This window comes from Neobacillus niacini, assembly GCF_030817595.1.
GTDB lineage: Bacteria > Bacillota > Bacilli > Bacillales > Cytobacillaceae > Neobacillus > Neobacillus niacini_G.
Genome location: NZ_JAUSZN010000001.1, coordinates 383,668 through 397,510 on the forward strand (window position 1 = coordinate 383,668; position 13,843 = coordinate 397,510).

At 35.3% G+C, this 13,843-nt stretch carries 17 protein-coding genes; 11 read left to right on the plus strand and 6 right to left on the minus strand.

The features are described from left to right. Positions 1 to 149: 149 nt before the first annotated feature. Positions 150 to 911 (minus strand): MBL fold metallo-hydrolase, encoded by a 762-nt coding sequence (locus QFZ31_RS01915; protein WP_307300457.1) that lies wholly within the window; start codon positions 909 to 911, stop codon positions 150 to 152. 131 nt (positions 912 to 1,042) lie between these two features. On the opposite strand from QFZ31_RS01915, the gene QFZ31_RS01920 reads away from it, so the two are divergent. The 5 genes from QFZ31_RS01920 to QFZ31_RS01940 all read left to right on the plus strand — a co-directional run bounded on the left by QFZ31_RS01920 (position 1,043) and on the right by QFZ31_RS01940 (position 4,814). Beyond that, positions 1,043 to 1,453 carry an Lrp/AsnC family transcriptional regulator gene (locus tag QFZ31_RS01920; RefSeq protein ID WP_307300460.1) on the plus strand — a complete coding sequence of 137 codons (411 nt, stop codon included), beginning with the start codon at positions 1,043 to 1,045 and terminating at the stop codon, positions 1,451 to 1,453. A gap of 637 nt (positions 1,454 to 2,090) precedes the next feature. Then, a complete protein-coding gene (locus QFZ31_RS01925; protein WP_307300462.1) occupies positions 2,091 to 3,293 on the plus strand; it encodes an MFS transporter in 1,203 nt (400 codons plus the stop codon). A gap of 487 nt (positions 3,294 to 3,780) precedes the next feature. Beyond that, positions 3,781 to 4,152: a DUF2089 domain-containing protein gene (locus QFZ31_RS01930; RefSeq protein ID WP_307300465.1), complete on the plus strand. Its 372-nt coding sequence runs from the start codon at positions 3,781 to 3,783 to the stop codon at positions 4,150 to 4,152. Further along, the gene (locus QFZ31_RS01935) at positions 4,152 to 4,541 is read left to right on the plus strand and encodes an SHOCT-like domain-containing protein (protein ID WP_179595865.1); all 390 of its coding nucleotides are present in this window, start codon (positions 4,152 to 4,154) and stop codon (positions 4,539 to 4,541) included. The genes QFZ31_RS01930 and QFZ31_RS01935 overlap by 1 nt, the downstream gene beginning before the upstream one ends. Positions 4,542 to 4,544: 3 nt before the next feature. Then, positions 4,545 to 4,814 carry a hypothetical protein gene (locus QFZ31_RS01940; RefSeq protein WP_307300467.1) on the plus strand — a complete coding sequence of 90 codons (270 nt, stop codon included), beginning with the start codon at positions 4,545 to 4,547 and terminating at the stop codon, positions 4,812 to 4,814. 80 nt (positions 4,815 to 4,894) lie between these two features. Here QFZ31_RS01940 and QFZ31_RS01945 read toward each other — a convergent pair whose 3' ends face one another. The 4 genes from QFZ31_RS01945 to QFZ31_RS01960 all read right to left on the minus strand — a co-directional run bounded on the left by QFZ31_RS01945 (position 4,895) and on the right by QFZ31_RS01960 (position 9,303). Further along, entirely contained in the window at positions 4,895 to 6,766 is a 1,872-nt protein-coding gene (locus QFZ31_RS01945; protein ID WP_307300469.1) for an ABC transporter permease, read from the minus strand. Further along, complete coding sequence (locus QFZ31_RS01950; protein WP_307300472.1) at positions 6,741 to 7,505, minus strand: ABC transporter ATP-binding protein; 765 nt, start codon at positions 7,503 to 7,505, stop codon at positions 6,741 to 6,743. The genes QFZ31_RS01945 and QFZ31_RS01950 overlap by 26 nt, the downstream gene beginning before the upstream one ends. Before the next feature lie 92 nt (positions 7,506 to 7,597). After that, the gene (locus QFZ31_RS01955; RefSeq protein ID WP_307300474.1) at positions 7,598 to 8,599 is read right to left on the minus strand and encodes a sensor histidine kinase; all 1,002 of its coding nucleotides are present in this window, start codon (positions 8,597 to 8,599) and stop codon (positions 7,598 to 7,600) included. Then, the gene (locus QFZ31_RS01960) at positions 8,596 to 9,303 is read right to left on the minus strand and encodes a response regulator transcription factor (protein ID WP_307300475.1); all 708 of its coding nucleotides are present in this window, start codon (positions 9,301 to 9,303) and stop codon (positions 8,596 to 8,598) included. Before QFZ31_RS01960 ends, QFZ31_RS01955 begins: the two co-directional genes overlap by 4 nt. Before the next feature lie 208 nt (positions 9,304 to 9,511). Between QFZ31_RS01960 and QFZ31_RS01965 the strand changes: the two genes are divergently transcribed. From QFZ31_RS01965 to QFZ31_RS01985, 5 genes are all read left to right on the plus strand, one after another. Further along, positions 9,512 to 9,736: a cyclase gene (locus QFZ31_RS01965; protein WP_307300477.1), complete on the plus strand. Its 225-nt coding sequence runs from the start codon at positions 9,512 to 9,514 to the stop codon at positions 9,734 to 9,736. 181 nt (positions 9,737 to 9,917) lie between these two features. Further along, positions 9,918 to 10,415 carry a hypothetical protein gene (locus QFZ31_RS01970; protein WP_307300479.1) on the plus strand — a complete coding sequence of 166 codons (498 nt, stop codon included), beginning with the start codon at positions 9,918 to 9,920 and terminating at the stop codon, positions 10,413 to 10,415. A gap of 45 nt (positions 10,416 to 10,460) precedes the next feature. Further along, on the plus strand, positions 10,461 to 10,886 hold the full coding sequence (locus QFZ31_RS01975; protein ID WP_307300480.1) for a hypothetical protein: 426 nt from the start codon (positions 10,461 to 10,463) through the stop codon (positions 10,884 to 10,886). A 116-nt stretch (positions 10,887 to 11,002) separates the two neighbouring features. After that, positions 11,003 to 11,341 carry a YolD-like family protein gene (locus QFZ31_RS01980; RefSeq protein WP_307300483.1) on the plus strand — a complete coding sequence of 113 codons (339 nt, stop codon included), beginning with the start codon at positions 11,003 to 11,005 and terminating at the stop codon, positions 11,339 to 11,341. Between the two features lie 146 nt (positions 11,342 to 11,487). Next, complete coding sequence (locus QFZ31_RS01985) at positions 11,488 to 11,685, plus strand: hypothetical protein (protein WP_307300485.1); 198 nt, start codon at positions 11,488 to 11,490, stop codon at positions 11,683 to 11,685. 154 nt (positions 11,686 to 11,839) lie between these two features. On the opposite strand, the gene QFZ31_RS01990 is transcribed toward QFZ31_RS01985, so the two are convergent. After that, positions 11,840 to 12,397 (minus strand): TVP38/TMEM64 family protein, encoded by a 558-nt coding sequence (locus QFZ31_RS01990; RefSeq protein WP_307300486.1) that lies wholly within the window; start codon positions 12,395 to 12,397, stop codon positions 11,840 to 11,842. Between the two features lie 397 nt (positions 12,398 to 12,794). Between QFZ31_RS01990 and QFZ31_RS01995 the strand changes: the two genes are divergently transcribed. Further along, positions 12,795 to 13,610, plus strand: coding sequence for a lipid II flippase Amj family protein (locus QFZ31_RS01995; protein WP_307300487.1), 816 nt, complete (start codon positions 12,795 to 12,797; stop codon positions 13,608 to 13,610). Positions 13,611 to 13,843: the final 233 nt, after the last annotated feature.

Sequence of the window (13,843 nt, forward strand, 5' to 3'; positions counted from 1 at the left end):
ACCATTGTGAGGAGTCCCAATGAAATTATCACACGTTAATAATGGGTGATCCTTAGAAATAGGTTCCTGTTACAACTGGTTTCAACTGACATGATTGTCTTTCCACTCATATAAATTTAAAAAGACAATTTCTAGTCTGCTCTGATTCTTTAAAATGAATATGATTCTCCGTCATCAGGTACTAAAACATTCGAGGAGATTCCTTTTTCATTAATAAAGCTTTTTAATTCTTCTTTTGATAATGTCCAATGATTGACAGCTTCCATATGGACAGAAATGATTTTTGCATCTGGAGCAGCTTTATAAACTTCATAAATGTCATCTTTCCCCATAATTAGAGAACCACCTTCAGAGAGTTGTACATCCCCGCCGTTGACAACAATGATTTCTGGTTTGTGTGTTTCAATTACTTCCTGAACAGCTTCATACCAAACAGTATCTCCAGCTACATATAAAGTTTTCTCATTTGAGTGTTTGAAGACAACGCCGCACACTGGACCAGTAGCTGTTAGGATTTCGCCTCTGCCATGCTCTCCTTTTGTTTTTATTAATTTGATCCCTTCAAAGACTGTATGCTCTTGTAAAACCTCTACATTTTGGAAGCCTGCATTTCGAATTTCAGTCGCATCTTCTTCATTTTGGGAAAATATTTTAATCTCTTTAGGCAGCGCTTCTTTAGCAGCATCATCCCAATGGTCATAATGTAGATGAGTGACAATAACAGCATCAACATTATAAATGATATCGTCAATGGATATTGGTAAACTAACTAAAGGATTATTTGAGTTGTTTTGTCTTAATGAAGGGAAAGGCGGGTAAGTCCCTTTTTCTGATAACATTGGATCGATTAAAAACTTCTTTCCTGCATATTCAACGACAATTGTTGCATTACGAATTTGATGTATATTCATATTTATTAACTCCTTTATCTTTTGAAATTTCCTCTGAACAATGTATAGTCTAAACTATGACACATGACGGATACATAGATTAAGTAAAGTCTTCTGGCGGTTTGACTTTATTTATGAAAGGAGTTAAATAAATGTTAGATAACACAGATATGAATATCTTGAAGGAACTAACTAAGAACAGTCGGATTACAATGAAAGAGTTGGGAGAAAAAATCCATTTGACTGGACCGGCTACTTCAGCTAGAGTGGCGAAATTAGAGGACAATGGGGTTATTGAGGGGTACACCATTAAAGTGAATCAAGAAAAAATGGGGTGTCTTGTTCACGCAATTATACATATTTATACGAAAAACACGAATCATCAACCTTATCTGTCGTTTATAAAAGAACAGGATCAATTCGTCATAAACAACTACAAAGTCAGTGGAGATAGTTGTTATCTTCTCGAATGCAAATTCCCAGGCAATGAAATATTAAATGAATTCGTGACAGGTTTGAGCAATTTGGTGAACTACAAATTATCCATTGTTATTAACAAATAATACATTAATAAACATGCGATAGTGTGAAGGAATACACATAAACAAACGGATACTTTTGTCGAATAACTAAACAACTAATTTATTGACTTGTCAAAAATATAAAATAAATTAAGGTTAAAAAATTAGGTAACCAAGACGGCGAGACAAGCTAGCGGCAGCTTGCTAAAAGTCCCTAACCACATTTCGAAGGTGATTTGTATTTTAAATTAAACTTTCTACTAAGTGTATCCTGTTAGAGGGTACACTTTTTACTTATGGAATTATGCTCCATTCCCTATATAGATATGTAAAATGAGATAAATACTGTTAGGTTATGATTTTCTTGTATCCTTTCTGAAAAAATAAGATGTATTTTACATGGTTTGTTCACTGTACATTTTTTTATGTTTGCTTAAAAACTTTAAAAATAAAGTGAAAACGTAGAATAACTTTATTTTCCCTATGTATTAATTGGTTAAGAAAGTATAAATTTATATGCATGCAATTCGGGACTTTTCAATGTAGATATGTTTTATGGATATGCTCGATTCTCACGGAAACGATGAAAAACGGCTGAAGGATAAATTTAGAAGCCTCTAGGACAGTATTTTGGAGAGGTATTTAACATCAATATTTATACAGGAAGAGGTGATTAAACATGAAGAAAACAATTAAAGAACAAAAATTGGTATTAATTATTCTACTAAGTAATTTATTCATTGCATATCTAGGTATTGGTCTCATCGTCCCCGTTATGCCGTCCTTTATGAATATCATGCATTTATCGGGAAAAACGATGGGCTATCTTGTCGCCGTACATGCTGTGGCACAACTACTTATATCACCGCTCGCAGGACGATGGGTTGACCGTTATGGCAGAAAGAAAATCATCATAATCGGCTTGTTTCTTTTTGGTGTTTCAGAACTTATCTTTGGTTTAGGCACGAATGTATCAGTGCTTTATATATCAAGGATTCTAGGGGGAATTAGTGCCGCCTTTATTATGCCAGGTGTTACTGCATATGTTGCAGATATTACGTCTGTTAAGGAACGGTCAAAAGCGATAGGCTATATTTCTGCCGCCATTAGTACAGGCTTTATTATCGGACCTGCTATCGGCGGCTTTATTGCAGAATACGGTATACGTATGCCCTTCTTCTTTGCTGCAGGCATTGCCTTTTTAGCATGCATTTCGTCAATATTTATTTTAAAAGAGCCGCTAACAAAGGAAATGCTTGCAGAAATTTCTGCTAATACAAAGCAAACAAACCTTATAGTCGATTTCAAAAGATCACTTAATCCACGTTACTTTACTGCTTTAATCATTGTATTTGTACTTGCTTTCGGATTATCAGCATATGAAACAGTTTTCAGCCTATTTTCCGATCATAAATTTGGCTTCATGCCGAAGGAGATTGCAACTATTATTACAATCAGCTCAATCTTCGGAGTTGTTATTCAAGTATTTATGTTTGGAAAAATGGTAGATATACTTGGTGAAAAAAAACTAATCCAAATATTGTTAATTATAGGTGCAATATTGGCAGTGGCGTCTACTGTAATTTCTAGCTTTTTGGCAGTGCTGGCGGTAACTTGCTTCATCTTCCTCGCATTTGACTTGCTTCGCCCGGCATTGACGACTTTTTTATCAAAAGCTGCCGAGAAAGAGCAAGGATTTGTTGCTGGAATGAACTCAACCTATACGAGCTTAGGTAATATCGGTGGGCCAGCGATGGGTGGAATATTATTTGACGTAAACATCCACTATCCTTATCTTTCCGCTGCTCTTATTATGGTCATTGGATTCGGTATTACAGTTATGTGGAAAGAAAACCAAATGGGAGAAAGCTTAGCGAAATAATTAGAAAAGCACGAGGCACCTTTGTAACAATAAAAGGCATAGATTGGTGGTCATTCCCGTGATGGCTTTGCTTTTGTTTTTTGTTCAGTGACTGATCCTATCTAAGGGTTAAAAGAAATAAAGAGAGTGTTATAGCCTGGTGGGAAGTATTATGAGAGAACTGATTCTATAATAAGTAAAAAATATATCCGAATACCCGACGTGCTCCTTAATTTATAATTTAAAACTGATCTTTTGTATAGAAATGGCGGACGATGAGTGAATTTTAATTAGGTTAAATAGGCTGACTCTAATACTTTATGCAATCAATCAGACTCTCCGATGAGTCTTTTTTTCTTTTCTTTAATCGAGTGAACGGTTAATTTATTTAATTTGCAAATTAACTTATTAAATAAAAATACAATTTATTATAAATATTGTTAAGTTTTTGTTTGAAAATTAAAAGTTATGTTGTATGATATGATTAAATCAAAGAAAGGAGAACGGTATGGCGTATCCTTTACTCACTAGTTGTCCTGTTTGCAGCAAGACGCTTAAAATTACTAAACTGCAGTGTAACCATTGTCAGACAACGGTAGAAAATGAATTTGAAGTTTCAAGACTGGCGGCTCTCGGTCAGGAACAGCTGCATTTTATTGAAATTTTTCTTAAATGCCGTGGAAATATCAAAGAGGTCGAGAAGGAGCTCGGCATTTCCTATCCGACTGTCAGAGGGAAATTAGATGAAATTATCTCTGCTCTGGGATATTCCACTCAAAAGAAACCGGAAGTGGATAAGAAAAAAATTGTCACGTTATTGGAAAAAGGTGAAATTACCGCAGAGAAAGCCATTCAATTATTAAAAGAGGGGGAAGAATAATGAAGGATGAAATTTCTAGAGTCTTAACGCTAGTGGAGGAAGGTAAGATTGATAAAGAAAAGGCAAGTGAATTAATTACGATCTTACAAGGTAAAGATCAACCAGAGCTAGTGATAAGTAAAAAAGAAGCCCCATATGGAACTAAAATGCTAAAGATTCGTGTGACCTCCCAAGAAGGTGATAATGTAAATGTAAATTTACCTATTAATCTGGTAAAGGCCGTTCTAAAAGTGGGTACCAATATTGCTGAAAAAATACCTGAGGCTGAAAAATATGTAAAAGATATTAACGTTGACCTGCTCATCGAAGCCATTGAAAACGAATTGGACGGAGAGATTGTTAACATCACTTCGGCCAATGGGGATAAAGTTTTTGTGGTGATTGAGTAGATTATGTTAAAGGTCAAGGTGAAGGCAAAGGATATACGATTCTCCATTCCTGTTCCCTATGGTGTTTTAAATATGGTTAGTTTGATTATTACATCAAAAAGGATTACTCGCTTAATAAATAAAGCAATTGAAAAGGATGGCAGCAAATTCATCTTCCCAGAAATTGAAAGAAAAGATTTGAAGCCGTTGCTGCAGGGATTATCCAAGTACAGTGGGGTGATCCTTGTTGATACGAAATTGAAGGATGGAACTGAGGTAGAAGTAAGGCTTTAAATAATACTTCTAATGGACAAAAAAAATGAGTGCAGGTTTTATAGGATTTATGATCCTATGAAACCTGCACTCAGTAGATCTTAGAGAACAGTTTTTATCTGCTTTGTATAGAAATGTCGCACGATGAAAAAGTAAATGATTTGTATCATTAAGAATACACCTAACACCGTTATTGATTCCTTAAAGAGATTAAACGAAAATAGATTGGATAAGGCCGTTAACGCAACTGCACCATGAACAAGTGCCACAAGGATGGGTGCGAAAAAGAGAATGGCAGTTTGTCTGTTTAATACCTTTTTTAACTCTTTCTCTGTTAGACCCATTTTTGAAATCGATGAGAATTTTTGCTTATCTTCATCTAAATCCATATATAATCGGAAATAAAGGAAACTTCCGGCTGAGACAAAAAAGACAATTCCGATAAATAATCCCACAAATAAAATTGGCCCGTAAAATTTCATGATTTCATAAATTTCGTACTCAACGGAAAAGATTTTATAACGTTCTAAATGTTGATATAGCTTTTCAGATGCAGTCATAATCCCGGCCTCACCGTCTGTCACTTGCCAAGCATAAAAGCTTTGCACTTCTACTGGAGTAGGAAGTTTTTCGAAGTCACGATCTGACACAATATAATAAGTATCACTTGCCGGTAAAGCTCTTGAGGAAATGAATCCATCTTTACCGGGTTTTAAGGTAAAGCCTGATTCTAATTTAATCGTTTCATCTATCGGCTTTCTAATCTGTCCCATATTAGGACCTTCATACTTTACAACGATTACTTGACCATCTGGGACCTTTACTTGCTTTTCATTAATTAATGAGGCAAAACGATTAAAATCAGAACTCTTTGTGATTAATATCGTATCATTTGCATGATCGTAGTAGTTCATGTCCATATGCTCAGTGTCTGCCACAATCTTTTCTTCTTTAAATGTTTGGTTAATAAACTCAACATCTTTCTTTACACTTTCCTTTTCATTGGATTGATAAGAAAAGGTAGTAGCATTCACATGTTTAATGCCTGATGTAAGGAATGATTGGAATCCAAATAAACTGCCAATAGCACTAAAAGCTACCGTTGAAACCATGGCGACCATAAAAAATGTCCGAGCATTGTCCTTCATCCGAAAGGCCAAATCGGAAAATAGAAGCATATTTGTTTTAAACCAAAAAATAGATTCCTTTTTTCGTAACCTTCGAATGATGTATACACTTAATTGGGTAAATAATAAATAGGTTCCGACCATGACAACTACTATCACGGGAAGCATGACAACTACAACAACCGTACCCTTAGCAAGTAGGGCGGTTGTATAGCCAATTACTAGCAGTATGAGTGCGGCAAGTGTTAAAAATAGACTCGCCTTTGGTTCGCCCTTGGAAATTTTATTTCCTTTAATAAGCTCAATCAGCTTTTTACTGCGAAGAACATAGGTAACAAATAAAGAGATTAAGAAAAACAAGACAATAAATGACGCAAAGGTTAAAATGATCGCCTGTGTTGGAAAATAAAAGGGTAATGCACTTTCAATAATGAGCACGTTCTCAGCAATCAAAAGGATACCCTTCGCAAACACAACCCCAAGGAAAATTCCGCCAAGTGTCGCAAAGAATCCAATCACCATATTTTCTAAAAACACCATCATTCGGATTTGTTTCATTGACATCCCTTGGATCATTAACAAGCCAAATTCTCTTTTACGCGATTGCAAAAACGAGCTCATCGAATAAAGAATGAAGAAAAAGGAAAAGACGTAAATGATTCCGGCAGAGATGTTCATCCCTTTTGTTACATTTGCATTCATCTCATTTCCACTTAACGCTGGATGATTTGCAAATATGGAAAATGTAAAAAATACCATCACGGTAAATAAACTGCTAAGGAAATAGGCCGCATATAACCTTTTATTACGAATGACATTATTAAACGCGAATTGTCGAAAGGTCATGTGCGTCCCCTCCCATTAGAGAAAGTGTATCAATAATCTTTTGGAAAAAGGCTTGGCGGTTATCACCACGATGGATTTCGGAATAGAACTTACCATCCCGAATAAATACGACCCTGTTACAATAGCTCGCAGCCTGTGCGTCATGCGTCACAAGCATCATTGTTGTCCGTTCTTTTTTATTAATGGCCTCAAGCAATTCCATCACATCTCTTGATGACTTTGAATCAAGATTTCCTGTCGGTTCATCCGCTAATAAAAGCTTAGGTCCATGAATCATCGCTCTTGCCACAGCGGCTCTTTGTGCCTGTCCTCCAGAAATCTCGTAGGTGCGCTTTTTCATTATGGAACTAATTCCTAGCTTTTCAGCGATATCATTCGCTTTCTGCTTCATTTCCTTCACTTTTTTCCCATCTAGAGTTAACGGAAGGACGATATTTTCTTCAACCGTTAAGGTATGAAGCAGATTAAAATCCTGAAAAACGAAGCCTAGCTCACGACGTCTAAATTTTGCTAATTCTTCCTTTTTTAATTTGTGAGGATTATGCCCATTAATTAGAATTTCACCTGTCGTTGGCTCATCAATCGTGGCAATCATATTTAATAGCGTGGTTTTACCACTCCCAGATGGCCCCATAATCCCAACAAATTCACCTTCATTTATCGTTAAATCGATATCTGTTAAAGCAGGATACGCAATTTTTCCTTCGTAAATTTTACTAACTTGTATTACGTTCAACATCACAAGTTCACCTTTCCTTTCCATTTCCTTTAACTTGTGACCATTATATCCTTTGTTCATTTTTGTAAAAATTGATTTTTCTTTCACTTTCCTTACAGAGTTGTAATGTTTTGGGTCACACTAAAAATGATTCTAACGGTTGTGCCTTCACCAGCTTTTGAATCAATCTCGATTCGATGGCCAAGCTGCTTTGCTGCCTCACTTGTTAAATACAGTCCCATTCCTGTTGATTCTCTAAATTTCCGGCCATTTTCTCCTGTATAAAACGGTTCAAATACACGCTGCTTGTCACTCTCAGGTATTCCTACGCCATTATCCTTTACCTCTAAGACTGCTTCCCCGCCTCTATCGTAAATGGATATAGAGATGGACTTACTTTTACCCTTGGAATATTTAACGGCATTGTGTATCAATTGGGAAAGCATGAAGAACAGCCATTTTTCATCTGTTTCGACTAGCATACCGTCTTTGTCCTGAGTGAACTGAGGATAAACCTGATTTCGAATATAGAAACGTTTATTTTCATGATTCACTTCACTAACCAGCTTTGCTAGTTCAACAGGTTTAATATGAAAATCCTGTTCAATGGTCCTTAATCTAGCCATATAAAGGATCGTATTCAAACCTGTCTTCATCCGGTCTGTTTCCTCACGGATATTGGAGGAATCTGGTTCATCGAGGTTTTGAGCAATGAGCTCGATGACAGACAACGGTGTTTTCATTTGATGAACCCATTGATCCATAAACTTTAAATGCTCCGCTTGCCTCGATTCCAATCTTTTGATTTGCTCCTGATAATGCTTATATTGATTTTTTAATAATCGATCCAATGCTTCAGAAATCGGTGCTTGTTCTGTTTTTTGCAAAGATTGATTCAAGGACTCCAGTTCGCTTGTAAGTCGCTTGTAAAAAAGTCGACGGCTATAATAATGATAGAGTAAATATCCGCCAAGAAAAAAGAGACCGAGGAACACCGCATAAAGTGCAGGTAATAAATTGTGATAGCCATCTAGATAATAAATCGCGAGAATAACAAAAAATTGAATGATTTGGACAACAATGAGGAGGGCATGCTCTTTTAAAAATAGCTTCATTGATCATCATCCTTTAACCAGGAAATCGTTAAGCGATATCCAGCACCTCTTACGGTTTCGACGGCTCCTTTAAGACCAACGCTCTCCATTTTTTTACGGACTCGAGTAATGTTTACATTCAATGTGTTTTCATCGACATACACTTGGTCATCCCATAGTTTTTCAAGTAAATCCTCACGTCCAGCTACACGGGGATATCGATCCATTAAGCTCTCGATAAGTTCAGCTTCTTTTTTGGAAAGGGGAACGGTTTCTTCTTTGTAACTTAACTCTAGCCTCTCAGGAAAAAGCTTTAGCCCTTCTAATTCCAAGACACGCTCCTGAGCTTGCGCAGCATATTCCCCATATGCTCGACGAAGCTGGCTGCGAATTTTCGCCATGACGATTTCCGGATGAAACGGTTTTGTAATAAAATCGTCGCCACCATTTTCTAACGCCATGACTTGATCCATTTCACCAACCCTTGCTGAGATGAAAATAACAGGACAAATCGATTGCTTGCGTATTTGACGACACCAATAATAGCCATCATAGCTAGGCAAATTAATATCTAATAAAACCAGGTCTGGTTTACGCTTCTGAAAATCCTCTATCACTCGATCGAAATCATCCACGATGAACGACTCAAACCCATATTTATTTATGTATTGTTGCAGATGTTCCGCAATTTTAGGGTCATCCTCAATAATCAAAATCTTTTGCACGTGGCACACTCCTTTCCCTGTGCCATTATCCCATATCCTGTTAAAAAAGAACAAACAAAACCTTACATGGATGTAAGAGAACTGTGAGCTTATTCCATATCTTTTTTAACAAACTTTATGTTTCATTTACTTTTGAAAACAAGGTATTTGTTTTTTAGTACCAGAATATAAATAACACTCTAAAACTAAGTTTAAGGTGGATTCGGAAATGGATAAAAGAGTTCTATTCGACTTTGAAGTCGAGTTTACGAATGGCGGTGGAATTCAAGGGCAGGAATTCCGTCTTGATATTGATGGAGATGACATTTCTGACGAAGAGTTGGCCAGGTATATTGTAGAAGATATGAGGTTGCTAATGGTTGGTAAAGTACGGATTCTTAACAAGAAAATCATAAATGAAAAACATAAAAGAAGATCTGCTGGCGAGAATTAATAAAAGTTTATTTTACGGACCTTCAAGTTTAAGCTTCCTATAAGGGGGCTTTTTTTTGCTAAATGGTTCAGTTTAGTTGTATCAGAAAAATCAGAAATTGATATTCTGTTTTCTGATAAATTTGAATGTTATGAAACTCTGAAACTCTAATATCGTCTATTATTTAAGGGGGGATGCTCAAATGTTTAAAAACACATTCATTCTTATTTTGTTAATGATTTTTTCATTAACAACTGTTGGCTGTACGAATGTTACCAATAAAAAAGACGAAACAAAAGATACCCATCAGGAAGAGAAAAATCGAGCACAAAATTGGAATGAAAGTTCTTTGTTTAAAGCTGGTAATTATACTTTAATTGGTGAAAAAGGACGTTTAGGTTTTATTTATGATGATAGTGAGGTTCTTAGATTTTATCCAAATAAAACCCAAAAATATATGTGGCATTTTTGGGGAGAAGATAAAGAGTTTGAAGGACAACTAAAAATTGTTGCCACACACGAAAATGATGGTGAACAAATAACTGTGTTAGAAGGTGTAGAAATGGGTGGTCCAAATAATGGTGCAGACCGACATACGCCATCAAATATGTCACTACCTAATAATGGAATGTGGAAGTTAGATGCTTATATGGGAGATAACCTTTTTGGAACTGTATTTATTAAGGTTCATAAGAAATAAAAGGCTTAGTTGATATAAAATTTATTTTTAAATGAGTGGAGAATATTGAGAAAAATAATGGTATTGGTATTGTTACTTTTTTCGTTACTGTTATCAGGATGTAAAGATGAAAATAAAGCGTGGAAACCTTATAGTCCTGAAAATACAACATCATTAATGCAACAATATGCTTATGAGGGAAATATCGAACAATTTAAAACTCTATTTTTAGATGGAATGAATGGAGACCGTTTGCTACAAATATATGAAACTGTGAGAACGGCTGAAAATAAGGATGGAAATGTAACTTCATTCGGAGAAATTTCTACATTTACTTTGGTATCCCTGGAAAATGGTAAAACATTTCTTGTTGAATTAACACCACCAATACCAAATAAAAATAATGAAGTGTTAATTCAAGATGTTATTGAGTTACCAAAAGAAATTAGAGATTATATTGAAGAAGAATTGAATCGAAAGTATAACAAGTGAAGTATGAGAATTACTTTTTTCCTCAACTTAGATGAAATGGGCCAACATTGGTCCATTTATTTTTTTTACATACAGAACATTTGTTCGTGTGTAATAGTAACAAAGGAGATGACGTCATGGCAATACGCGATAGAGGCAAAATAAAATGGGCACCGGCCAGCTTTATGCCGGAGGGATTCGCAGTGACTCGAGAGATGTTTAAGGACCAGCTGCGACAAGCCAAGCCAATTATCGACGATTATGAAAAGGAGGAATTTGACCGGCGGATAGGCTATGCGATGGAGTTTCACTTGCCGGTGAAGTTAACGACATGGAGTGATGGATTCACCGAAATCAAAACAGGGAAGATACATTACATTGACCCTATAACCTACCAGCTAAGGATTGAGCTGAAGCCTGGCAAGTTTGAACGGGTAACCTTCGATAGTGTGGTAGGAGTGACTGTAGTTGATTAGGGTAACGGACTTTGTTCAAATATTGGTTAAAATAATGGGGCAAAAGAGTGGATATTCTTATCTTCTTACCAATAATTGTCTTTTTTATGGTATGATAAATTTAACATTATTCGAATTTTAGAATAATTTAGTGAAGGGGGTATTTTATGTCAAGCATCGCTTATTTATTTTGGGGCCTTTTAGTAGGAATCATACTGTTTGGAGTATTGATCGATAAATTATTTCGAAACAAAGTTAAATTTAATGATACAGAACACATCAAATCCGCCAATCAACAATTAAACGAAAATGCTTCATTGAGCAATAAGAGTACAAATGAAATAACTGGCTCTTTTATACCCTGATTCTTTGGAGGTTTAACCTTCACCTCAACAAAATTCGAAAAAAGTAATAAACAGCAAAAGGGTCTATCGAATTATTGGATGGACCCTTTTTTTGCAGTTTTACAAGTGTTCATGATGAGTGTACTTGCGCTAGATTCCCTGATATTGATTAACTTTAGTTATTTCTTTTAAGTAACATTTTTTTACTTATGAAAGAGGTCAACATTACAATGCCTAAGATTACAATTACTAGAAAACTTAACTGAGTATTGTTTAAAGCAAGTGACTGTGCGAAATCTACTGAATATGCCAAAGAGAATGAGGTTATTAGTTTTGCAACACCAGCTATTAAAAGAAATTTCTTAAAGCTTACTCCGCTAATTCCTGCTCCAAAACAAATGATCTCATCAGGTAAGATCGGAATAATGAATAAAATTAATAAAATACTTATCTCGTTTCTCGCAACATAACGTTCATACTGCTTTATATGATTTTCCTTTACCCATTTTTTAATAAGCTTTTGTCCCCCAAATTTTGCTATGAAATACGCAACCATTATTCCTGAAAGTGTACCAACAAAACTAATACTTGCTGCAGGAAGAGAGCCGAGTACAGCACCTCCAGCTCCGACAGTTGCGGCTTCTGGGAAGGGTAACAAGATTGGTTGTAGGAAACAGATTGTAAAGAAAATAAAAGCAACAACAAGCTGATTTCCTTGTAATAAAATCTCCATAAAAATCCACCTCTTTTTCACTTTTGCTATATTAATAATAAGAGGAAGATATTATGATATTGTTATATATTTCCTTAAGATTTCCTTAATTTTTATTTTCTGCTTCTTGAATATAAATAATCGGCAGTTTCCCAAGAGGAAGGCATTCTAAGATTTTTTTGATAGAGGTATATTTTGAGAAAAAGAGATTTCATTATTGTTAGTGCATATGTATTAATCTTTATTGTATTTAACCATCTCTCATTATTAGCTTTAATGGGCTCAACAACACAAAACGGGCAGGTTACTTCAAGAAGGGATGGTAAGTGTGTTTATATGCATACCTCCTTCCGAATAATTCCCAACCAATTTAATTTTAGTTTATAATATAGCTATCATTATTACTAAGGGGAATTTTATGGGGCTATTTACAGGAAAGGTAATTATAATATCTTTATTTTTGTTAATCATTACGATGATTGAAACATTAGCTTATTCAACAAGGATTTCAGGGGCAAGGGTCAAATTAATTGCAACTGCATTATCTTTGTTTAGTACGCTAGTGATAGTTTCAAGATTTTCTACAATGATTCAACAACCTCTTACTGCGAAACTTATCGCGGAAGCACCTGATATAAACAAATTACATTATATAGAGGAACAGTATAGGATTTTAATTGGAGTGACCTCTATTGGTGTGTTGTTGGGCATTCTGCTATTTCCTACGTTCATCAACATCTTTTCAAGAGCAATTATCCAACTTTCCTATCAACGTGGTTCTATCATTGGAATGTTTGCCAATCAATTCAATCAAAATGGCCTTAGAAAAATATTAATATGTTTTAGGCCACCGAGTTTTACATACCTTAAGGGAATTACGTTAAAAACTATTCCGAAACGGCTCTTTTTGATTAATGTTATCATTTCTGCCGTATTCACCATTGGAGTACTATCTTCCATTTATGCATCAATGTTAGTTCCTGAAGATTATGCTCAGGCTGCATTAATGTCATCTGGCATAATAAATGGTATAGCAACTATTTTGTTGACATTGTTTATAGATCCAAAAGCCTCTGTGTTAGCTGATAGAGTAATGAAAAAACAAACTGATTATATTTACTTAAAAAGTTACTCTCTAACAATGATTAGTTCAAAATTTTTAGGGACAATTGTGGCTCAACTTTTGTTTATCCCTGCGGCTTATTATGTAGCTTGGTTTGCTAAGTGGATTTAACGAGTTTTTTGTCAACTAACATGGCGTTGATTCAAGAAGGATTAACGCCTTATCTTTTGTGTGGAAGTTATCGTACTAAAGAAGCAGTTTAGTCGATGTACACATTTGTAATTTATTGCGAATCTATTATTCATTTTTTACATGAATATAATTCGCAGGCTTACGGCTCTTTGTTATTTTACTAAATGGATAAATGTGTGTTATTTGTAAAGAAGAGTAGTTTGGAGAAATAT